Source organism: Arthrobacter sp. 10N410, assembly GCF_056394945.1.
The window spans coordinates 451,250-474,060 of the sequence record NZ_JBFTIP010000002.1 but is presented as its reverse complement, the minus strand read 5'-3'; the positions used below and the strand labels follow the sequence as shown (position 1 = coordinate 474,060).

Genomic DNA, 22,811 nt, shown 5'->3' with positions numbered 1-22,811 from the left:
TGGCCGGGGCCATCACGCGTCACTTATCGGGGAGGATCAAAAGCAATGAGGTCAGGGAAAGTTTTTCAGGAGGGTCCGCGTGCTGCGACACCGGGCACGGAGCGGATTCTGCTGGTGGGTTCCAGCGGCGGTCACCTGGCGCAGCTGATGTCGCTGCGCCCCTGGTGGTCTGCGCATGAGCGGGCGTGGGTCACCTTTCCCACCGAGGATGCGAAGTCGAACCTCGAGGCGGAGACCGACGTTTCATGGGCGTACTCGCCTACTACACGCAATATTCCCAATCTGCTCAGGAACGCCTGGCTTGCCTATCTCGTGATTCGCCGCTTTCTCCCCACCGTCGTCGTCTCCACCGGCGCCGGGAGCGCTTTCCCGTTCTTCGTCGCGGCCAAGGCTCTGGGCATCGCGACTGTGTACATAGAGGTCTTCGACAGGGTTGAGAGCCCCACCTTGACCGGCCGGCTCTGCCGCCCCTTCTCGGATCTCATGCTTGTCCAGTGGCGGGACCAACTTGGTCTGTACCCGGATGCGCAGTTGCTGGGAAGACTCCTCTGATGAGCAGGGCATCCAGGACAATAACGGTACTGGTGGGAACCGACTGCCATCCGTTCAAGAGAATCATCGACTGGGCCGACAAGTGGGCCCAGTCGAATCCGTCGGACCGGGTGATGGTTCAGTACGGCCACAGCGCACCACCGCGTATTGCCGCCGGCCGGGACTTCGTCTCGCCCAAGGAGCTGGCCAACCTGTTGGAGAGCAGTGAGATCGTCATTCTTCACGGTGGCCCTGCCACGATTTCAGAGGCGCGAAAGGCCGGCCACCTCCCATTGGTGTTTCCCCGGGACCCGCAATACGGGGAACATGTCGATGACCATCAGCAACGGTTCACGCGCTGGTCCGCCGAGAGGGGCCTCGCCATTTGCGTGGAGTCGGCGCCGGAACTGGACGCCCACGTGGCCGCGTCGGCGGAGAACGGCGCGGGAACCCGTCTCCTGACAGAGACCGAAACCTTCGGCGCCGACGAGGCCGCGCAGAAGCTGGCCGCACTGCTGCACAAGCGCCGGACCTCGACGAACCGCGCCTCCGTCGGAGCGCCCGTGGTGCTGTATGTTGCTGCTCCGGCCCACTCCGTGGACACCGTGCTGGAGTCGGTCGGGGGCCGCGCCTCAGTGGCTGTCCTCGGCGATACGCGCCAGCTCTGGCAGCGCGGCATCCTCGACAACGAGGATTGCAGCTGTGGCGTTCCCTTCCATGAGTGCGGGTTCTGGAAGGCCGTCGGCAAGTCCGCGTTCGGCGGTTGGGACGAAGTCGATGTCCGCGGTGTCAGCAGGCTTGCCGACGCCGCCATGCCGGCACGGAGGTTGGGGCCGGCGGCGCTGGCTGGAAGGCGGGAAGGACGGCTGCAGCTGGCCCGGTACAGCGGTTATTACCAGGCCATCTATGCTGCTGCCAGGGATATCTCAGGTGCAGACGTCCTGGTCGACTCAGGCGAGGACCCAACGCTGGCCTACGCGCTGAGCCATAATCGCGAGATCGACCTCCGGTTCCTCGAGATCGCCACGGCTGCTCCGTTCTGGTCCAAGACGCGGACCGCAGCCATGCGGGACAAACCGTCCTGGCTGAGCGCAGCATGGGCGGCCCAAGCATTGAGCCGCCACCACATTCCCCGGGCCAGCCTGCCGCCGTCGGCCGCAAACGATAAGCAAGTCGTCGCAGGGGCCTGGACCGAGTTAGGACTGCCCGGTGGCAGTGCCGGCGACGGCGCCGCCGATGGTGCCGCTGGCCGGACCGGCCGGCCCACGGGGCCGTTCCACTCCATGGCTGCACGTCACGCCATGGCCGCCCCTCGCACCAACTCCGTACCCGACCCCGTTGCAGGGTGGTGATGACCATGGACCGGGTCACGGCCATAATTGCCACGAGGGACCGCCCGGAGATGCTGCGACAGGCGGTCAGCGCCGTGCTGGCGCAGACCTACGCCGGATTCATCGAAGTCCTGGTGGTCTTCGACCAGTCCGACCCTGACTATTCCCTCGCCGAGGAATCAGCCTCCCGAAGCGTGCGTGTCCTGACCAACGGGCGGAAGCCGGGACTGGCCGGTGCCCGCAACAGCGGCATCGAGGCAGCAACGGGGGAGTTCATCGCGTTCTGCGATGACGACGACCTCTGGCTAGCGCACAAGATCGAGGCGCAGGTGCAGGTGCTGGCGGACAGTCCCGGCACTGAGTTCGTGACCTGCGATATTACGGTCTCCTACGACGGACAGTCCCACGACCGCCCGTTGGGGAAGTCCTGGATCACTTTCGCCGATCTGCTCCGCGACCGGCACACAGAACTCCATCCCTCGACATTCCTGATGCGGCGCTCCGCCGTTCTGGACGGGTTCGGTCTGGTGGACGAAGACGTCCCCGGCGGATTCGGCGAAGACTACGAGTTTCTCTTGAGGGTCTCCCGCCGGGGGCCGATTGCCCACGTCCGCCGGGTTTCGGCCATGGTCAGGTGGGGGAGCCAGTCCTTTTTCTTCCGCCGCTGGCAAATGATGTGTGATGGTCTGTCATGGATTCTGGACAAGTACCCGGAGTTCGACACGGTGCCCGCCGGGGCTGCCCGGATCAGGGGCCAGTTGGCGTTCGCCCACGCGGCCATGGGTGAGCGGCGAAAGGCTCTGCGCTGGGCGGTATCGGCTGCCCAACGCAATCCCTTGGAACCGCGCGTTCCCCTGGCCGCCGCCGTCGCGTGCGGCATTGTGACTCCGGCCCGCGTTATGGAGGCACTCCACAAACGGGGCCGCGGCATCTAGCGGCCGGCGCCGCCGGTCAACCGCTGACCAGCTTCCGCCAAGCCGCGGCGGAAGGCGCGTCCGTCAGGCGGTAGTCGCCGATCTTGACCGCGGAGTCCCAATACGCCACGAAGAGGGCATTGTTGTCCTTCAGGTACTTGCCGACCTTGGTAAGCCACTCACCACGTCCCGCCCCGCTGGGGTCCGAGGGAATGAGCCGGCTTCCCGTCTCGGCAATGCCGAAGGGCTTTCCCGCCCCCTTGGAGACCGCAACGACGTCTCCGTAGACCTTGGCCGGGTCCGGGTAGGTCGAGGGACCGGCGACGCTCCCGGCGTCGTTGTAGGGATCCCAGGCCAGGACGTTGATGTAGTCGGCCCCCGGGTAGTAGTCCTTCCAGTTCAGCTTCGAAGCCGGGTTCACGGTCCATCCCATGAGGATCAGCGTGGAGTGCAGGTGCTCGTTGTCCGCCTGGTCCTCCAGCCGCGCAATGTGCTGCCACGCCGCGCGGTAGGCGGCCGCAGTGAATTTGCCCTGGGCGATTTCGGCCTCGGGTTCGTGCACGTAGGACCAGTAGGTTTCCTGGTCCCGCGGGGCCGTCTTGAACCAGGCCAGCAGGGCCTCATCGTAGGTGCCGGCCAGCACGTCCGCCGGCAGCGGGCGGAAGGAGATCACCAGGGATCTACCCTTAAACGTTTCCAGCGATGACCAGCTGGACGGAAGCGCATCGTCGAAGAGCCGGACGGTGCCCAGCGAACCGAAGCGGCACTCCTCCCGCGCCAGCGCTTCTTCACGTGTCCCTCCGGAGCTCGATTGTCCAAGGCTGGAGCCGAAGACGGTCCCCGACGTCGGCGCGGGGGCGGGAGTCGGCGCACCGGCAGGTACCTCCTGCATGGAGACGTCATCCACCTGCAAAAACTGGCCCGGTGCCAGGTCCCACGCCAGGATGTTCAGGTCCATGGACGAACAGTTGTAGGCGGCCGTGACATCGAAGGCGATCTTCGTCCAGTTCGTGTCCGTCAGGTTGAAGGAGGACCCGGTGAGCGGGACGTCGCCCTGTTCCTCGCGGACCCGTACCTGACCCGATATGCCGGGGGTGTCGGTACGGACCCAGGCGCTTACGGTGTAGCGCGTTCCGGCTTTGGTGGATCTGACGGTATTGAGTTCATCGTTCAGGACGGCTGTCTGCTTGCGGTTCGTTGTGAGCTCGACGGCGTGCCGGCCACTGTGGCCGCCGCTAACTACGGCCAGCTCCTGGGTGCTGCTGTCATTGGTCCGCCAGCCAGGGGTGCCAACTTCAAAACCGCCGTTTACCACCTGTTCTGCCGAGCCCGCCTCAACCGGATCAGAGCCGGCTTCGGCAAGACCCAGGACAATTGCCAGGGCCGTGCAGCTGCCGGCAACTAACCGCCTGAGGCGGCTCCGGTGCGCGGGGGTCCGCCGGGGCAGGGGCAAGACGGCATCGGTCCCTGGGGTATACCCGGTGTCTCTTGAGCGATTCATAGGCTTGCTCCTGCGCCCGAGGGCGTTGATCACGATGCACAGTGAGACCCGGCTGCGATCAGGGCTTTCGAATCGGGTCAGAGCGGCCGTGTTGATGTGAAGAGACTGTACAACTCTTCGTCACGGATTCCCACAGGTGCTACGCGGGCGGCGTCTCAAATTACTCGTGTATCAGGACAGCGATATCGTGCACAATGGGACCACATGCCGCAGGCGGCAGTAGTGGGGGAACTGGCGGAGGGACCGATGATGAGCAACCCGTGGCGTGGACAACGCATTGTGAGCGGCACAGGCGCGTCACCGCTGGACGCAGTGGTGGAGCAGCTCTGGCGCCTCCCCGTCTCGACCGGCCAGGTCCGTGTTGTCCTCAACCCCGCTGCCGACGACGAGTGGCGCGAGGTGGAATCGTACTGGGTGCTTCCGAACGCTTCCCGGGCGCGGCTGCTGGTCCCGCTGGCGACGCCGCGGGTCACGGCCGCCAGCCTGCTCCAGTACCGGTCGTTGCGCCGCGGCAAAGTCAATACGGCACGGATCCTGCTGGGATCGTTGGCACGGCTGGGCATACGACCGGTCCTGAACAGGTTGTCGGTTCAGGAGCGCGTGGCTCCGGTGGCGCCGGGAGCCCAGCAAGTGCTGCCGCTTTCCGCCGTGGCGGCCAAGCTCCAGGGCAGCGGCAGGGGGGAGCGCGAGAACTCTCCTGCTTCCGTCCGGGCCGGGCACCAATTGTTCGCCTCGATAGGTATCCGGGAAGGCGATAATCGCAAGCCGACGCTGCAGCTGGTGGACGGGGCGGGGAAGCCGGCCGGCTATGCCAAACTGGCCTGGAATGAGAGCAGCAGTGAGTTTGTCCGGACGGAAATCGGTGCGTTGAGGGCCGTCGGCGCGTCGGCCGGGCCGGTACGGGCTCCCGCTCTGCTGGCCGTTGGAACCCACGGTCAGTTTTCATATCTGGTGACGGAGCCCCTGCCTCTGGACGTGCGCGCCGTGCGTGGACGTGTCAAGGGCCCCACCCCTCAGGAGCTCTTCGCCCTGTGCCCCGTTAGCAGGGTGGACACGCTGTCCTCCACCGAACACTTCCAGAATTTGAGCCGCCGGCTGGCTGCCCTTGACGCGGCGTCTGAACCGGAGTTGGCGCAGGCCCTGGCCCGCCTGGAAGAGTTGTTGCGCGCCGGGGATCCGTTGTTGCCGGTGGCCGAACGCTGGCACGGTGACCTTGTTCCCTGGAACACCGCAAGGGATTCCAAGGGTCTCCTGTGGTGCTGGGACTGGGAGTCGTGCGAGCCCGATGCGGTCGCAGGCCTGGACGCCATGCACTGGATGTTCAGTGTCAGGCGCGAACGCGGCGAGGGTCCGATGGCAGCCAATCTGCTCCGTGCCATGGCGGACGCCGGACCGTTTTTCGAGGCAGCGGGTGTTCGGCGGGACGCCTGGCCCGTGCTGGCGGGGGTCTACGCGATGGTGGTAGCCGAACGGGCGTGGACGCTGGCTGTCCGCAACGGCGGCTGGGCCTCGTCTTGGATCTCCGTGCGGGAGCTGATCGACCTGCTCGGCGCCGCCCAGGGCCTCCTTGATGCCCTTGATGGGCAAGGAGCGGTTGAGGAGTCACCTGCCGGCCCGGCTGCGTCCACGGCACCGCCGGCCTAGGGATCCGCTCAGGCCCAGAGCGGATCCCGCTGGAGATAATCCGCAAGTTCCTTGTTGTGCGGGGCGTAATAGGACGTGAGTTCTTCTCTGGCGGCCTCGGGCATGGTGGACCGGGCGCTGGCATTGAACGTTTTGGTGGTTGGCAGGCCATATGGGGGGATGCCAAGGAAATCGCACACCCGGTTAAAGACGCCCTGGACGTCGTAGTACATATCCTCGCTGCGCAGGACCAGCAGCTGGCCCTCCGGAAACGCGCGGTGCCAGTTCTGCAGCTGGGGCAGATACACGCCCCTGGCGCGGTAGGTGTAAAAGTCATGGGCGGTGCTGTAGTACCGGGAGTCGGCCGCCATTTTCCCGGACTCGCCCTCAAGCCTCGCGTCCTCGGCGGCCAGCGCCGCCTCGAAGCTGAGCGGCTCGACGCCGTTCTGGACCCTTTCCTGGTAATGGGAGTAGGCGCGTTCCACTGGATCTCTCAGCAGCGCTATCGCCTTGATATCGGGGGCGACCGCGCGCACCTGCATTGCGATCCGGGGGTCCCAGAGATAATACGGGGACGCCTCCCCGCTGATCGGACGGTAGCCCAGTTTCCGGGACAGCAGATTGCGGTACGACTCCGTGTGGAAGTGCGAGCGATACCAGAGCTCGCCTCGCCCGCGCTCCTTGAAGAAGTAATCAGTACTCTTCTTGCCCCGCACCTGTGGAAAGAGCCCCAGGACGCCGGGGTGCATCAAGAGGTAGTTGTACAGGGAGGTTGTGCCGCCGCGCTTTGCGCCGACGATCAGGAAGTCCGGCGCTGGCCTCGCTCCCACGGTCCCCTTGGCGTAGGACCGGGTGACCAGGTCACCGGCATCCTTCATCCACCGTGGTGCTGCGTCTTTGATGTCGCTGAGTCCAAGCATTGCAGATTCCTCATTGGTCTAGTGAGTGGTTTCAGCAGGAAGGGATTCCAGGGAGGGGCTAGGTGGCGGTGGGGGTTTTACGGCGCACGGTGCGGGACAGGAGGGCTAGGTCGTCCAGGTGCAGCCGCTTTCTGTCCAGCCAGCACCACGTGGCAAGGGCGGCCATGCTGGCGGACCCGGCAACAAATACGGCCGCCGTTGACTGGCCCATCAGCACCCTGGTCAGCACGCTGACCGGTGCAACACAGGCGCCGGCGACAAACAGAGCGTAGAAAACCCGCCGCGCGCCGAACTTGATGCCCAGGAAGATACGGCTTTCCACGGAGGCTAGCACCGAGTCCAGCAGGAGGCTGAAGGCCCAGGAAACTGCCGCCCCCGTGATGCCCCAGAGGGGAACCAGCCACAGGTTCCCGATCACGTTCAGGACCAGCACAACCACCTTGTTCGCGGCCATCCACCCGCTTCTGCCGCTCATCATGAGCAGCGCGTCCACATTCCCGGCCATCAGGAACGCTATGGCGCCCACGCACAGCACCGTTAGTGCCGTGCTTCCGCTCTCGAAACCGGGGCCCAGCCAGCCAAGGACGGTCGGGGCGAAAAACATGAACAGCGCATAGATCGGCGCCCCCAGCAGCACTATCCAGCTGACCGTGGTGGAGTAGAGATCCTGAACCTGGCGCGTCTTGTTCTCGCTGAGCAGGGCACTGAACCGCGGCGATATCACCATCCTCATGGCGGTGGAGACGATGAGCCCTACGCTGATGAAGCGGCTGGCGGCCCCGTAGACGCCAGCTGCCCCGGCCCCTGCGATCAGGCCCACCAGCACCACATCGAACCAGATGATCGACTGCTCCACGCCCGACGAGAACCATCGGGGCAGCGCAAATTTCCATATCTGGACGTTGAGCCCACGGTCCGGCCACAGGGTCCCCCGGCCGCCGGCACCCCGTTCGTGCGCGTCGACGCGCCGCCACAGAACCATCAGGGCCGCCAACATTCCGATCGCCGCGGGCGCAGCCCATGCGATGGATGCCAGCACCGGGATCGTGCCCAGGCCCAGGGCACCGAGTCCGAGGGCGCCCAGCACCAGCAGGGGGCGCGCGACCGGCAGGCCGATGTTGCCGATGGCCGCATACGGCACAATGCTCCCCAGACCGCGGGTTGCGGCAAGCGCAACCACCATGATCGCGGCCGCGGGCAGGAACCAGCTTGCCCCCTGCACCGCCTGGACCAGCTGTTGGCTGTCGGCGTCACCCCCGGTGCCGAGTTGGGGCGCAAGCACGGCCATCAGCAGTGCCAACAGGATCCCGACCACGGCGGTGGGAACGAGCAGGGCCATGGTGGCGCCCCGGAGCTTGGACCGGTCCGAGATCTGCAGGCGGGGGAGTACCCAGACGGCAGCGGTATCCATGCCGGCTTTCGCCAGGCCCAGCACGATGGTGAAGATGGCGATGGTCTGCAGCACGACGCCGGAGCCCGCTTCGCCCAGTGCACGCGCAAGGATGAACGTCAGCGCAAAGCCCATGACTGAGCCGATCGCAGCTCCCAGGATTCCGATGATGCCGCCGCGTGCGGCCTGCCGGCGTTCCGCGCTGTGGGGGGAAGCCCCCCGGTCAACTTCCTGCTCCACCCCGGCGGCGCTCACGACGACTTGAGGCTTCCGGCTTTGGAAATTGAATCGGAAATGGACGCCTTGGAAGCTGACTCCGCGAGGAGCGCCTTGGAGACTGTTCCCTGGGCGGCCGCTTTGGGCAAGCTTTTGACTTCCCGGTGCCGGCCCTCCTTCGCGGAGGCTTCCGGGTCAAGGATCCTTCGCCCGGATGGGACCAGTACTGTTCCCGCGAGCTGTGCCTCGATGTCGCTCATTTCGGCGGCGTTCAGAGCCAGCGCATCGATCCGGGTCCGCAGGCATTCCCCGACAAGCAGAACGAAATCGGAGAGACGGCCGGCTGCCAGACGGCTCGAATGCGGTGCTGACGGCGGCAGAGCCAGAATGATCACCTGGCCCGAGTCGCGTCCAATGAGTTCCCGGCGGACCGCTTCGGTCACGAAGTCATCGGCGTCGAAGATTGTCCGTCCGCGTTGTGGCTGGAACACCGAGAGGGACTGTACGAGGCCGGATCTGAAGAGGCGGCCGTCGGTTCCGGCAGCATGGCTGTCCAGCTGTAGTCCGGCCGTCAGGACCCTCATTTGGTCCTCCGAGGCCCCCATCATGATCAACTCGACGCGGGTTCCAGCCTCAGCCAGCACGACCGCAAGGTTGGCAGCCACGTCCGAGGGCCGCGAATGTTGAGTCTCATCGATGACTGTCAGGGTGCGCAGCCGGTTGTTTGAGCTCGCCAGGAGCCGTTCACGCACCACACGGAACTGGTCCAGGTCCGCGCCCGCGGCAGGCATCGTTGCGCGGGAGGCGCTCAACCGGACCAGCAGGGGGCCCGCGCCCGCCCCGCGCACGTCGTACCAGTCCCGGACGCGCCGGTCCAGCATATTGACGGCGAACGCAAGCACCAGCCCCAACACGAAGGCGGCCAGCGAGCCGGTGAGCATCACCGTCACCGGCTGCGGGTGATAGCTCACCTCGTTCTGTGCCGCCGGGTTCAGCACCGTACCGCCGTTCGTGTCGATCAGGGACAGCTGGTTCAGCTGCGACTGGACACTCCCGATCTGGGCGAGGATCGAGGGTGCACTGCCACCGGCGCGCGGGAGAGCCTTCTGCAGGCCCGACAGCTGCTGCTGAAGCTGGCCCTGGAGCTTGGACTTCCGTTCCTCAGCCTGGCCTTGGCGGTAGGAGAGGTAAGAATTGGCGAGCGCATCGGCGCCCGCCCTGGCGTTCTGCGCCGTGCTCGAAGTGTAGGAAATCGCCATCGTCGTACCGTTGGCCAACGTCGTGACATTCACCCCGGCCCGGAGCGCCGCGACGGAGTCGCCGTGGGCCAGGTTGGCCGCGGCGGACTGGGCCACCACGAAGGAGCTTGCCAGCTGCTGTTCCGTGGAGGCGTCAAGCAATGCTGAGCTCGCTTTGGCGGGGTTAAAAGGGTCGGTGGTGATGACGTTGAGGTTGACAACGGTGGAAGCCGTCACGGAAGTCGGCGTCAAGCCCAGGTAGACCGCGGAGGCGCTGATTCCCAGGAGGGTGACCAGTGCGATGGTTTTCCATTGCCGTCGCAAAACTACCGCGTAGTGACCGAGTCCGACGGAAGAATTCTCGTCCATTTGTTCCTCAATCTGCCGACAGATCGCCGGCAATACGCCCAAAACGGGAGACCTTACTCAGCGCCGGGCCGGGGCTGATGGCACGACGATATAACCCGGCCGGCCGGGGGCATATAGGTATTTGTGTGCAGGTACTACTTAGGAACTACTCGTTGCCCAGCATTGTGCCGGTTGTCATACTGAACGCCGATAGCCAACCAGCCCGATACCTTCCTAAGAGGACGCCAGGCATGACAACGGACCTCCCGGCCGCGACAGCCGGCGTCGCGGCACCGCACCGAACCTTCGTTCAGCGCCAGGATCGGGAACGACCCGGGGCCACCGCCGAGTTGCCGCGCTGGCCGTTTGCGCTGATCTTCCTGGGTTACCCCCTTTGGTGGCTCGCCGGCCTCAGCGATCTCATTTGGATCGGCGTCGGCGGAATCATGTTCCTGTATTTGGTGCGATTCCGTTCGGTGCGGGTGCCGAAAGGATTTTCGGTGTGGGTGCTTTTCCTCCTCTGGATGACGTGTTCGTCCATCGCTATCGATTCACCGGATCGGATGCTCGGATTTGTTTACCGGCTGCTGGTTTATCTGGCGCTGACTGTCATTTTCGTCTATGTCTATAACGCCAAAGCGCACCTGAAGGTGCAGTACGTGCTCGGCTGCCTGACGGTGTTCTGGGCGGTCGTCGTGCTGGGCGGCTATTTGGGACTTCTATTTCCCACTGTGGTCATCCACACCCCGCTGAGCTTCGTTTTGCCGCAATCCCTGATGCGGAACGAGCTGGTGAACCAGATGGCCATCCGGCGGCTGACGCAGTTTAATCCCACCGCCTGGAGCTACATCGACCCACGGCCCAGCGCGCCTTTCCTGTACACAAACAATTGGGGCGCCGCATACTCTCTGCTCCTGCCGCTGGTGGTGGGCTACCTCTGGCAGATCCGCAGGAGCCGCCGCTTTTGGCTGGTGCTGGCGGCCATTCCGGTCTCCTTCATACCGGCGTTCCTGACCCTTAACCGGGGCATGTTCCTGGGTCTTGGCATCGCGCTGCTCTACGCCGCCATGCGGATGGCACTGGCAGGAAACCGGAAGGGCCTTGGCGCGCTGCTGGGTATGGGGATCCTGGTGGCGATCATCGTCCAGGTCCTTCCCGTCACCGAACGCCTGCAGAACCGGCTCGGCGTCAGCAGCACCACCGAGGATAGGGAGTCCCTCTACGCCGAGGCCCTGAACGAAACGCTGAAGTCACCCATTTTTGGTTTCGGGGCCCCCAGGCCATCCGTCACCATTGGCGCACCGTCGGTGGGAACACAAGGTCAGATCTGGATGGTGCTCTATTCCCACGGCTTCCTTGCGGCAGCCTTCTTCCTGCTCACGTTCGCCGTCATGTTCTTCTATACACTGCGGCTCTCGGACCCGGTGGGCCTGGCCTGCAACACCGTCCTGCTGGTGTCGCTAGTGGAAGTGTTCTACTACGGCATGCTCACGTCGGGCCTGGCGCTTATGCTGATCGCAGGGTCAATCGGCCTGCAGAAGGCAGCCGCACTGAAACGGGGGCTGCGACCGCCGGGCAAAGGGGTGTTCCCATCGAACTTCTAAGCGAGCTCCGCAACGATATCAAGGCAAACCGTGGCCAATCCAAGGGCCAGTTCGTCATGGTTCTTTACCGGATTGCGCACGCAAGCCGCAAGCCATTGGATAGACGCCCCCGGCCGCATGCCGTCGTCGTCGGCGCGGCGTACAGGCTGCTGGTGGAGTGGGTGCTGGGCGTCGAGATTCCTTGGCGCACCAAGGTCGGTTCCGGCGTGCGCGTCTACCACGGCGTCGGCGTGGTCATCAATGACCGGACCGTCATCGGCAACAATGTCGGCATCCGGCAGAACGTCACCATCGGCAACAAGGGTGCCGCGGGTCCGTGCCCGGTGATCGAAGACGACGTCGAGATCGGTGCCGGGGCGATCATCGTCGGCGGCATCCGAATCGGCAAAGGGGCCCGCATTGCAGCCGGCGCCCTGGTGACCAAGGACGTGCCACCGGGGTATATGGCGATAGGGAACCCCTCGGTGCTGCGGCCGCCGCTGGCTGTTTCGGCGGACACGACCCCCGCCTGAGCGGCCGTCCGCACTCCGCGGCTATCGGGTGGCGCTATAGACGTCGGTGCCGAAGTGGTTCAATCCGGAAACCCCCGCCATACCAAGATGCGGCAGGGAGAACGTGTCCTCGATACTGGCAAGCAGGCTGTAGTGGTTGTAGAGAGTGTCGGACGAGGTATTGGGACGCACGAAGGGCGAGATCACCAGGGCACCAACCTTCCCCCCTCCCGCACCGAAGACTGCCTGCAGCGGGGCCCCCCGATCGATGTTCTCCCCTTCCTCCTTGTCGCCCTCATCGAAGGTGATGACCAGCATCCCGTCCGCCATAAAAGCAGGGGAGGAGGTGATCGCCGGAACCCACTTCTTCAACCATGCATCAGCCGTGGCCAGACCGCCTGCCACCCCGTCGACGCAGGGGGAATCGTGTCCGTCGTTGCACGTGTTGGGCGTGATGTAGGACAGATTAGGGGTGGTTTCCACCGCTTTCAGATCGGCGGTCAGCCCGGTCAGGTCCACGACGTTCTTGGCGCAATCGGGGGAATCGGTGATCGCAGCAAAGTACACGAACGGATTATGTCGGGTGGCGTACTGGTCGCCGATCCTGGGCGTCTTGGTGGTGTCTGCGGCGTTCAGTTTAGGGTGCCGACACGCGGTGCCCATGTCCTCCATGTAACCCTTCCACGACAGCCCCGCTGAGCTCAGCTGCCCTGCAACGGTGGGCACACTATCCGGGTAGAGGCAGCCGAAGCCGGCAAGCTGGCCGTAGGACGCCGTGCCGGTCTGAGTAAATTCGTGGTAAACGGCACAGTCATGCATGGTCTTGGGGTTGGGGCCCTGTCCGGAGATCTGCGCTATGTAGTTCGGCAGCGAACTCGGCGCCACGGCATAATACGACGTCAGGAGAACGCCTTGCTGCCGCAGCGTCTGCGACAGGTACGGCGCCTGCGATTCCGCGCCCCACGCCCGGTCGTAGCTGGTGTTTTCCAAGTTGATGACAAACACGTGAGCCGGCTTGGTCGCCGCCGCCACGGCCGCGGGGGTGCCGCCCGCTCCCGGTTCGGACCCGGCCGGCTTGCCGCCGCACCCCGCCAGAAGGGATGCCAGGGCCAACGCAGCCACTCCAGCAAGTGCCGCGCCAGCAAGTGCCCGTCCGCTACCTGCCCGTCCGCCAAGGGCCCTGCCGGCAGCTGCTGTGGCCGGCAGCGTCGCCATGCCGGACTGCCGGCGGCGGGTTCGGGCGGAGGTACTGCGGTGCGGCCTCATATTGTTTCCATTCCCTCTGTCAGCTGATGCTGCGGCTTTGTTGGCTCTACAACTAGCACCAGCGTGCGGACGGGTCTATAGGTAGTAACGCCTTCATGGCGGCCCGGACAGCATCCGGAGGCGACCTGCCGGCTTCCCTTCGCCCCGCTCGGGTAGCGCCGCGCCGGGGGCGAGTAGTGCAGCAGATTTGACGGGTAGCGACGGACAGGATTCGGGTAGCCGGATGCCTTTATCCACCTTACTTTTAGCGGTCACGGCGTCATACTCTTGCTTCACTCTTCGACTCTGAGGAGTGCCTGGTCTTCAAGCATGCGCCTCTTCCTGGCGCATTCCGGTCTCTTTCTAAGGGGGCTCCCTGTGTCGAGGGCGCGCGCTGTTTCAAAAATTGTTGGCCCGCTGGCCATTGCTTCAATAGTGTTCTCGACCCTGGTGGCCAATCCGTCACCGGCCTCGGCGGCGCCGGTGGTGGTGCGGAATGGATCGACGGCAGCGACGGCCGCGGCCTCCTGCTGGGAGATAAAGCAGGACAACCCCGCAGCCGCGGACGGCACCTATTGGCTGCTGACGCCGGCCATGGATGCCCCCGCCCAGTTCTACTGCGACATGACCACCGACGGCGGCGGCTGGGTCCTGATCGGCAAGGGCCGGGAGGGCTGGGTAGTCAACAACAACGGGAAAGGCTCGCCGTCGGCGCTGCGCACTGCCGGACTGAGCCCTATGTCGTCAGCGACGACGCAGTACTCGGCCACTGTGGTGGAGGCTCTACTCAACGGCGGACGTCCGGACGCCCTGGCCGACGGTATCCGGCTCAAGCGAGCCATGAATGCGGACGGATCGCAGTGGCAGGAAGCCCGCTTCAATACGAACAAGCAAGACCGCTGGGTCTGGACGTTCAGCGCGGAGCACCAGGTGGCGTGGTACTCCTTCAACGGCGTGCGCGGCGGCGGAGGGCTGACGTCCAACTTCGGGGCCGACGATGCTTACCAGCGGATCTACACGAATTCACTGACGGACCAGGCACAGGGCTACACCCAGGGCTTCTCCTATGGCCCGACGGTCGCGGGCACCAGCAGCAGCACCAGCTACCTGTGGTCGGCCGCTGACGGGCAGGGCTCCGCCCGTCCCTACACGGAGATGTATCTCCGTCCCCAATTCACCTCCCTGGACGCGGGGTTCACGCGCATCGGTGACAACGGCAGCGCCGTGAAAACGAATGCGCCGGTCGCGGCGTCCTTGGCGCTGGACAGCCCCTGGGGCCTGGCCGATCCGGTGACCCCGAAGCGCGAAGGCGACGTGCTGTCACAGGCGTTCGTCCAGAGCGGCAACACGATGTACGTGGGCGGCAACTTCACCGCCGTCCAGCGCACCGCCAATTCCACCGGGGCGGATAAGGTCCCCCAGGCGTTCCTGGCGGCATTCGACGTCACTACCGGCCAACTGCTGCCTGGATTCGCCCCGAAGTTTGACGGCTCCGTGATGTCCCTCGCAGTGCTGCCCAATGGCAACGTCGTGGCCGGGGGCACATTCACCACCGTGAACGGCGCACCGTCGCCCTCCCTCGTGACACTCAACCCCACAACAGGTGCCACGGCGACGAACTGGTCAGTGTCTGTGGAAGACCGCATCGTCGGGGACGTCATGCGGGTGACGGATATGGCCGTCAACGGAAAATGGCTTTATCTGGGCGGTGCCTTTACCCACCTCGGCGGAGGAAGCCAGCCGGCCGCGGTCATCTATGCTCGGGACCTGGGCCGCGTATCCCTGGCCGACGGCACACCGGACGCGGACTGGAACCCCAACATGGACGGGACAGTCATGGGGATCTCGCCGTCCGCGGACGGGAGCCGGGTCTATGCCGCAGGGTTCTTCTCCAACGCCAATGGGATAACTGCGCGCAGGGCTGCCGCCGTGCAGACCGTTGCCGGTGCCCCGTTGGCCACCCCGGCCTGGAACCCGGTCTGGAGCAACACCAAGGATTACCAGCAGACCGTGGGGGCCATCGGTGACCGCGTCTGGGTTGGCGGGTCCGAGCACGGGCTCTTCAGTTTTTCCCCTTCGACGTTTGACCGGCTCTCCGGCAACATAGGCAAGAACCACGGCGATTTCCAGACGATGACGTCGAGCCCGGCCGGCATGCTTTACGCCGGCTCGCACGGTCACGATTGGAACTATTCCAACGCCTTCACCTGGCCGGACGTGGGAACCGGCTGGACCGAAGCCGACGCCTTCAGCTATATCGGCGCGTGGGATGCGGGGACCGGCCAGATTGTCCCCACCTTCAGCCCGACCATCACCTGTGCCAAGAAGGCGGAAGGTGTGTGGGCGTCCGTGGTGGACAGCAATGGCACCTTGTGGGCCGGGGGAGACATAGCCACCGCGGCAACGCGAACTTCGGTGTCGAGGTGGGCTGGAGGCTTCGCGCGATTCCCGCAGACGGACGCGACCGCCCCTACCACCCCAGCCAACGTGACGCCGTCGTCGGACGGATCGACGACGGTGAAGCTGACGTGGGGCGCCGCTACGGACAACAGCGGCAGCGTTTCCTACCAGATTCTCCGTAACGACCGTGTTGTCGCCACCACCACCGGAACGAGCATGACCGTCCCGAAGGGCGGGGAAAACCGCTTCTTCGTGCGGGCGGTGGACGCCGCCGGCAACCTTTCAGCCAGCTCGCCGGCGGTGGTCACCAGCGGTGGAAATCCCTCGCCCGTGGCCGCTTTCACCTCCGCCGCCGACGGCTGGACTGAAACCTTCGACGCCTCGGCTTCAACCGACAACGGGAGCATCGCCGACTACGCCTGGAACTTCGGCGACGGCACCACCGGATCCGGCGTCACCGTCAGCCACACCTACGCCGCAGCCGGGACCTACCAGGTCCGTCTGGTCGTCACCGACAACGGCGGCGAACGAGCGGGCGTGACGAAAACGCTGACGATTGTGCAACCGGCCCCGAAGGATGCCTACGGAGCTGCCGTTTACGGTGAGAATCCCACGTTGTACTACCGGTTGGGCGACGGCAGCGGCACCACCGCGGCGGATTCGGGCACCTCGGACAGCCCAGGAACCTATTCGGGCGGCGTGGCCCTCGGCTCCGCCGGGGAACTGCCGGGCCTGCCGGACACCGCTGCCACCTTTGACGGCACATCCGGCCTGGTGGCCAGCCAAAAGAGCTTCGACAACCCCAGCACGTACTCACTGGAACTGTGGTTCAACACGACCACCACCCAGGGCGGCAAGCTGATCGGTTTCGGGGACCAGGCAACCGGAACGTCCAACAACTATGACCGGCACGTGTACATGCAGGACGACGGCCGGCTGGTGTTCGGCACCTGGACCGGCCAGCCAAACACCATTACCAGCCCTGTCGCCTACAACGACGGCAAGTGGCACCTGATGGTGGCCACGCAGTCCACCGACGGCATGGTCCTTTACGTGGACGGCGCAAGAGTGGGGACGAATCCGCAAACCCAGGCCCAGCCCTACGCCGGGTACTGGCGGATCGGCGGGGACACGACCTGGGGTTCCAGCAGCCCGTTCTTCGCCGGAACCCTCGATGAGGCGGCCGTCTATCCGGCGGCACTGACGGCCGCAAAGGTGGCCCAGCACTACCACCTCGGCGGCGGCAACCTGGCTCCGGCAGCGTCCTTCAGCTCTGCGGTCAGCGCGGACTCGGCGGCTCTGGACGCCTCCGGTTCCACCGATGATGGCAGCATCGCCAGCTACGCGTGGGACTTCGGCGACGGCACGACGGGCACGGGCGTAACCACCACCCACGCCTTTCCCTCGGCCGGCACCTACCAGGTCACACTGACCCTGACCGACGACCTTGGACTGACATCCTCCGTCAGCCACCCGGTGGCGATCACGCGGCCAGCACCGGCGGATGCCTACGGGGCCGCCATCTACGGCGATAACCCCACGCTGTACTACCGGGTGGGTGAAAGCGACGGCACCACCGCGCAGGACTCCAGCCCGGCCGGCAGCGCCGGAGACTACTCGGGCGGCGTCACCCTGGGAGCTGCCGGGGCGCTGGCGGGAGGGGCCAGCACCGCGGCCACCTTTGACGGCAACTCCGGCCTGGTCGCCAGCCGCAACTCCTTCACGAATCCGTCAACCTACTCCCTGGAGGTTTGGTTCAACACCACCACCACCCGGGGCGGGAAGCTGATCGGGTTCGGAAATCGCGCGACGGGAACCTCGGACAATTACGACCGGCATGTGTACATGCAGGATGACGGCCATTTGGTGTTCGGAACGTGGACAGGTCAAATGAATACGATCACCACGCCTGCTGCCTACAACGACGGGCTGTGGCACTCGGTGGTGGCCACGCAGTCTTCCAACGGCATGGTCCTCTACGTGGACGGTGCCGAGGTGGGAACCAATCCGCAGACGGCGGCCCAGGACTACACGGGCTACTGGCGGATCGGCGGCGATACGACCTGGGGTTCCAGCAGTTCGTTCTTCGCCGGCATCCTCGACGAGGCTGCCGTCTACCCGTCGGCACTGACGGCGGCGCAGGCGGCCAAGCACCACGAACTCGGCACCACCGTGCCGCCGGTGAACAAGGTGCCGGTGGCATCGTTCACTTCGACGGTGAAGGATCTGGGCATCACGGTGGACGGGTCCGGCTCCTCGGATTCGGATGGCACGGTTGACTCCTACGCCTGGGACTTCGGAGACGGGTCCATTGGTCAGGGTGCGACGGCGACCCACACGTATGCGGCTGCCGGAACCTACACGGTGAAGCTCACCGTGACCGACAACCAGAGCGCGACAGGTGAGAAGACCGACCAGGTGACCGTGACGGCTCCGCCGGTGAACAAGGTGCCGGTGGCATCGTTCACTTCGACGGTGAAGGATCTGGGCATCACGGTGGACGGGTCCGGCTCCTCGGATTCGGATGGCACGGTTGACTCCTACGCCTGGGACTTCGGTGACGGGTCCATTGGTCAGGGTGCGACGGCGACCCACACGTATGCGGCTGCCGGAACCTACACGGTGAAGCTCACCGTGACCGACAACCAGAGCGCGACAGGTGAGAAGACGGACCAGGTGACTGTGACGGCTCCGCCGGTGAATAAGGTGCCGGTGGCATCGTTCACTTCGACGGTGAAGGATCTGGGCATCACGGTGGACGGGTCCGGTTCCTCGGATTCGGATGGCACGGTTGACTCCTACGCCTGGGACTTCGGTGACGGGTCCAATGGTCAGGGTGCGACGGCGACCCACACGTATGCGGCTGCCGGAACCTACACGGTGAAACTCACCGTGACCGACAACCAGAGCGCGACGGGTGAGAAGACGGACCAGGTGTCCGTGACGGCGCCGGCACCGGTGGACGTGGTGGCAGTTCCGGCCAAATCCGCATGGAGCTGGCGCTACGAAGCCACCGCGCCTCCCGCCGGCTGGAAGGGACAAGGCTTCGACGCCTCGTCCTGGAAGACCGGAAACGGCGTCCTGGGCTTCGGCTCCACGGGCCTGGGCACTAATGTCGACGTCAGCACCGGAACCAGCACACGACCGCTTGCTGCCTACTTCATCAAGACGTTCACGGTGGATAACGCAGCCAGCGTTTCCAAGCTGACGCTTAAGACGGTCGCCGACGACGGCGTGGTGGTGTACGTCAACGGAACCGAGGTGGGCAGGAGCAATATGCCTGCCGGCACCGTGACGTTCAATACCTACGCATCGAGCGCACCTCGCACCTCGGTGGCCGCGGCCAGCCCGGTGACGATGGATGTGCCGGTGGTCCTGCTTCGGAACGGTGCCAACACGATCGCCGTCGAGACGCACCTGAACTACCGCGCTACGGCCGACATCAGCTTCGACCTGAACGCCACTGCAACGGTCGGCGGGACGGTGCCGAACCAGGCCCCGGTCGCCAAATTCACCTCGACGGTTTCGGGACTGGGGGTTGCGCTGGACGGGTCCACGTCGGCCGATCCTGACGGGACGGTGGCATCGTATGCCTGGAATTATGGTGACAACACCACCGGGACAGGTATGACGGCCACGCACACCTATGCCGCCGCTGGGACGTACACGGTCACGCTCACGGCTACGGATAACAAGGGCGCAACCGGTGTGGCAACGGCTCCGGTGACAGTCACCTCGGTGACCGGGCCGGTGGATGTGGCCGTGGTGCCGGCGAAGTCTCCCTGGAGCTGGCGCTACGCCTCAACGGCGCCGGATGCCGCGTGGAAGAACAACGGGTTTGATGCCTCCTCGTGGAAGATCGGCAATGCGGTTCTCGGGTTCGGCTCAACAGGCCTGGGAACGAACATCGATGTGCCGCCACCGACCAGCAGCCGGCCGCTGGCAGCCTACTTCCTCAATCAGTTCAATGTGGACAACCTCACCAAGGTCTCGAAGCTGACGCTGAACACTGTGGCTGACGACGGGGTGGTGGTGTACGTCAACGGAACTGAGGTTGCCCGGCAGAATATGCCGGCCGGGCCGGTGACGTTCTCAACGTACGCGTCAACCGCGATCAGCACAGCCAAAGCCAACGCGGCGCCGCTGTCCATCGACGTGCCGCTGTCCGTGCTGGTGGCAGGCATCAACACCATCGCGGTGGAAACCCATCTGAACTACCGCTCGACACCCGATGTCAGCTTCGATCTCAAGGCTACGATGACCAAACAGCCCTGAGCCGCAGCGGGGGATCACGCCCCGCTATGAGCACCAGATGGACCCGTCGGCTGCTGTATCAGCGGCCGGCGGGTCCTTCTCTGCGCGGCTGGGGGAGTGTGTCGCCGTCCCGGACTGCCCGGCGGTTGAGCGTACGGTCGGTCAGCCTGGACCGCGGGGGCTGACGCAGGGCAGGGTGCTCCGCCGTCGGACGGCTCAGGGAATCAGCAAGCCGGGTTGTCCGGGAAGGTCACTTCACTGACGAGCCAGGTCCGCATCGGGGACTGCACCAGCGTCATGACGTTCAAGGACCGGTCCTTGGCGCTGCCTTTCTGGACCGTCACTCCGGCCTTCGTCAGCACGGAAACAGCCGAGGAATCGATACACACGTTGAGGGTGACGGTCGGCGGCTTTGCGCTCGGCTGGTAGCGGACCACCTTAGTTGACACTACTTTCGGTTTGCCCTCGAGGTGCCAGCCGTTGGCCTCGAACTCGGTGGTTCTTGCCATCAGGGAGTCGTAGGCGGAGCCGGTGGCCACCGCGGAAAGCTCGGCCTTGGACGGCGGGGTCACCTTGGCCAGCACCGCGGCCGTCCTGCCCACATACGCGGCAGCGTTCTTCGCCACCGACGCCGCCACCGGGGCCGGAACAGCAACGGCGGGTGTAGCGCTGGCCGACGGGTCTGCCGAAGGCTTGGCGGCCGCAGCGGCAGAACCGGACGCCGTCGGGAGCGCGCCAGCCTGCGAAGAACTGCCCTGAGCGTCGGGCCGGCCCGCACTGGGGCTGGCTTGCGTGACAATCAGCAGAACCACCAGGGACGCCAGCGCGACGGCGGCGACGACGATGCCGGTGGTGCGCCGTCTGGCTCTCGGAGCCTGACCGGGTTCGGACATGTTTGCTCTCCCTCGATAATCGCCACATTCGCCGAGACCTTCGGCGTCATCGGAGCTCTGCCACGGCTCAGGCAATGACCAGTATCGTACACAGCCAGTGGTGCTGACTATAGCCGGGACTGGTCGACGGCGGTCGGGAATCTATCCGGCGGCTTCGCCTCGACGGCGTTGGCAAACGCCTTCGTCGCCTGCCGGTGTCCGCGCCGGTTTCTGACGACAAATGCGCCCGAGCCAGCGGGCGTTTCCCTGGTCGGGTGGACGCCTCGCCATGCATCCTCGGGCCCCCTTGCCAGTGGACAGCTACTTAAGCACAAAAAAACCCCTGGAATCCGTGGATTCCAGGGGTTTTCCCATGTGCGCGGAGGGGGACTTGAACCCCCACCCCCTTTCGAGGACTAGCACCTCAAGCTAGCGCGTCTGCCATTCCGCCACCCGCGCAGGTGGTATTTCCGGGAACAATTTCGCCTTTCAGCGTTTTGCTTTTCTCGGAAGCAGCGAGAAAGACTCTAGCACGAAGATTCCGGAAACAAATAATCGGGGCCAGTGGGTAGGCTGAAGCCAATACACAGCCACTGCCACGAGGAGCGATATGACTGACGTTCGGCCCGAAGATGAGGTTGTCCGGATCTGCCAGGAACTGATCCGGATCGACACGTCCAACTACGGTGATGGTTCAGGGCCGGGGGAGCGGGCCGCAGCGGAGTACACCGCCGGCCTCATCACCGAGGTCGGGCTGGACGCCCAAATCTTCGAATCGGCGCCGGGCCGCGCCAGCGTAGTCACCCGGATGGCGGGCGAGGACCCCTCGGCCAGCGCCCTGGTGGTCCACGGCCACCTCGACGTCGTTCCGGCGCTGCGCGAGCAGTGGTCCGTTGACCCGTTCGGGGGCGAACTCAACGACGGCCTGATCTGGGGCCGCGGCGCCGTGGACATGAAGGACATGGACGCCATGATCCTCTCCGTCCTGCGGGATTTCGCCCGCACCGGCCGTAAGCCCAAGCGCGACCTGATCTTCGCTTTCTTCGCCGACGAGGAGGCCGGCGGCAAGTACGGCGCCGGCTACGCCGTTGAACACCGGCCCGAACTTTTCGAGGGCGCCACCGAGGCGATCTCCGAAGTCGGCGGATTCTCGGCCACGATCGGGGGCCAGCGCACCTACCTGCTGCAGACCGCGGAGAAGGGCCTCTCCTGGCTGCGGCTGGTGGCCCACGGCCGCGCCGGCCACGGCTCCCAGATCAACACCGACAACGCGGTGACCCGGCTCGCCAGCGCCGTTTCACGGATCGGCGAGTACCGGTGGCCGGTGGAGCTGACACCCACCACCCGGCAGTTCCTCGACGGTGTGACGGAACTCACCGGCGTCGAATTCGACCCCCACGACCCGGACAAGATCCTCAAGGAGCTCGGCACCGTTGCCCGCTTTGTCGGCGCCACCCTGCAGAACACCACCAACCCCACCCTGCTCAAGGGCGGCTACAAGCACAATGTCATCCCTGAATCGGCCGAAGCCCTGGTGGACTGCCGGACGCTGCCCGGCCAGCAGGAACAGGTCCTCGAGATCGTCCGCGAACTGGCGGGCACCGGCGTGGACGTCAGCTACGTCCACCAGGACGTCTCGCTCGAAGTCCCGTTCGCCGGCAACCTGGTGGACTCTATGATCGACGCGCTGCACTCCGAGGACCCCGGCGCGAAGGTCCTGCCGTACACGCTCTCCGGCGGCACTGACAACAAGGCCCTGAGCCGGCTCGGCATCACCGGGTACGGCTTCGCGCCGCTTATGCTCCCGGACGAGCTGGACTTTACCGGCATGTTCCACGGAGTGGACGAGCGGGTTCCGGCCGACTCGCTGAAGTTCGGCTCCCGCGTGCTGAACACCCTCCTGAGCAACTACTGAGAGGCACCTCAAAGGAAT

At 65.2% G+C, this 22,811-nt stretch carries 14 protein-coding genes and 1 tRNA gene; 8 read left to right on the top strand and 7 right to left on the bottom strand.

Annotated elements, in window-relative coordinates; translation table 11 throughout:
* The first annotated feature begins 45 nt into the window (after window positions 1–45).
* From pssD to AC1DB8_RS06645, 3 genes are read left to right on the top strand one after another with little or no spacing between them, the layout of a single operon-like run.
* Window positions 46–552, top strand: a complete 507-nt coding sequence (gene pssD / locus AC1DB8_RS06655) for a PssD/Cps14F family polysaccharide biosynthesis glycosyltransferase (RefSeq protein ID WP_476892540.1) — start codon at window positions 46–48, stop codon at window positions 550–552.
* Window positions 552–1,883, top strand: coding sequence for a glycosyltransferase (locus AC1DB8_RS06650; protein WP_476892539.1), 1,332 nt, complete (start codon window positions 552–554; stop codon window positions 1,881–1,883). The genes pssD and AC1DB8_RS06650 overlap by 1 nt, the downstream gene beginning before the upstream one ends.
* Entirely contained in the window at window positions 1,883–2,797 is a 915-nt protein-coding gene (locus tag AC1DB8_RS06645) for a glycosyltransferase family 2 protein (RefSeq protein ID WP_476892538.1), read from the top strand. The genes AC1DB8_RS06650 and AC1DB8_RS06645 overlap by 1 nt, the downstream gene beginning before the upstream one ends.
* Before the next feature lie 16 nt (window positions 2,798–2,813).
* On the opposite strand, the gene AC1DB8_RS06640 is transcribed toward AC1DB8_RS06645, so the two are convergent.
* A complete protein-coding gene (locus AC1DB8_RS06640) occupies window positions 2,814–4,091 on the bottom strand; it encodes a carbohydrate binding domain-containing protein (RefSeq protein ID WP_476892537.1) in 1,278 nt (425 codons plus the stop codon).
* A 465-nt stretch (window positions 4,092–4,556) separates the two neighbouring features.
* On the opposite strand from AC1DB8_RS06640, the gene AC1DB8_RS06635 reads away from it, so the two are divergent.
* Window positions 4,557–5,921 carry a hypothetical protein gene (locus AC1DB8_RS06635; protein WP_476892536.1) on the top strand — a complete coding sequence of 455 codons (1,365 nt, stop codon included), beginning with the start codon at window positions 4,557–4,559 and terminating at the stop codon, window positions 5,919–5,921.
* A gap of 8 nt (window positions 5,922–5,929) precedes the next feature.
* Here the strand turns inward: AC1DB8_RS06635 and AC1DB8_RS06630 are convergent, their stop codons facing one another.
* The 3 genes from AC1DB8_RS06630 to AC1DB8_RS06620 are packed head-to-tail and all read right to left on the bottom strand — an operon-like array spanning window position 5,930 to window position 10,033.
* The gene (locus AC1DB8_RS06630; protein ID WP_476892535.1) at window positions 5,930–6,820 is read right to left on the bottom strand and encodes a sulfotransferase family protein; all 891 of its coding nucleotides are present in this window, start codon (window positions 6,818–6,820) and stop codon (window positions 5,930–5,932) included.
* 58 nt (window positions 6,821–6,878) lie between these two features.
* The gene (locus AC1DB8_RS06625; protein ID WP_476892534.1) at window positions 6,879–8,465 is read right to left on the bottom strand and encodes a lipopolysaccharide biosynthesis protein; all 1,587 of its coding nucleotides are present in this window, start codon (window positions 8,463–8,465) and stop codon (window positions 6,879–6,881) included.
* A complete protein-coding gene (locus AC1DB8_RS06620; protein ID WP_476892533.1) occupies window positions 8,462–10,033 on the bottom strand; it encodes a hypothetical protein in 1,572 nt (523 codons plus the stop codon). Before AC1DB8_RS06620 ends, AC1DB8_RS06625 begins: the two co-directional genes overlap by 4 nt.
* Before the next feature lie 230 nt (window positions 10,034–10,263).
* On the opposite strand from AC1DB8_RS06620, the gene AC1DB8_RS06615 reads away from it, so the two are divergent.
* Together AC1DB8_RS06615 and AC1DB8_RS06610 are read left to right on the top strand one after the other, a co-directional pair.
* Window positions 10,264–11,616, top strand: coding sequence for an O-antigen ligase family protein (locus AC1DB8_RS06615; protein WP_441417808.1), 1,353 nt, complete (start codon window positions 10,264–10,266; stop codon window positions 11,614–11,616).
* 95 nt (window positions 11,617–11,711) lie between these two features.
* The gene (locus AC1DB8_RS06610) at window positions 11,712–12,128 is read left to right on the top strand and encodes a serine acetyltransferase (protein ID WP_476892532.1); all 417 of its coding nucleotides are present in this window, start codon (window positions 11,712–11,714) and stop codon (window positions 12,126–12,128) included.
* A 21-nt stretch (window positions 12,129–12,149) separates the two neighbouring features.
* Here AC1DB8_RS06610 and AC1DB8_RS06605 read toward each other — a convergent pair whose 3' ends face one another.
* Window positions 12,150–13,112 carry an alkaline phosphatase family protein gene (locus tag AC1DB8_RS06605; RefSeq protein ID WP_441417806.1) on the bottom strand — a complete coding sequence of 321 codons (963 nt, stop codon included), beginning with the start codon at window positions 13,110–13,112 and terminating at the stop codon, window positions 12,150–12,152.
* Between the two features lie 675 nt (window positions 13,113–13,787).
* On the opposite strand from AC1DB8_RS06605, the gene AC1DB8_RS06600 reads away from it, so the two are divergent.
* Window positions 13,788–20,027, top strand: a complete 6,240-nt coding sequence (locus AC1DB8_RS06600) for a PKD domain-containing protein (RefSeq protein WP_476892531.1) — start codon at window positions 13,788–13,790, stop codon at window positions 20,025–20,027.
* A gap of 203 nt (window positions 20,028–20,230) precedes the next feature.
* On the opposite strand, the gene AC1DB8_RS06595 is transcribed toward AC1DB8_RS06600, so the two are convergent.
* The gene (locus tag AC1DB8_RS06595) at window positions 20,231–20,899 is read right to left on the bottom strand and encodes a hypothetical protein (RefSeq protein WP_441417804.1); all 669 of its coding nucleotides are present in this window, start codon (window positions 20,897–20,899) and stop codon (window positions 20,231–20,233) included.
* Window positions 20,900–21,254: 355 nt separating this feature from the next.
* Window positions 21,255–21,337, bottom strand: a tRNA-Leu gene (locus tag AC1DB8_RS06590).
* Window positions 21,338–21,488: 151 nt separating this feature from the next.
* Between AC1DB8_RS06590 and AC1DB8_RS06585 the strand changes: the two genes are divergently transcribed.
* Window positions 21,489–22,793 carry a M20/M25/M40 family metallo-hydrolase gene (locus tag AC1DB8_RS06585; RefSeq protein WP_476892530.1) on the top strand — a complete coding sequence of 435 codons (1,305 nt, stop codon included), beginning with the start codon at window positions 21,489–21,491 and terminating at the stop codon, window positions 22,791–22,793.
* Window positions 22,794–22,811 lie beyond the last annotated feature (18 nt).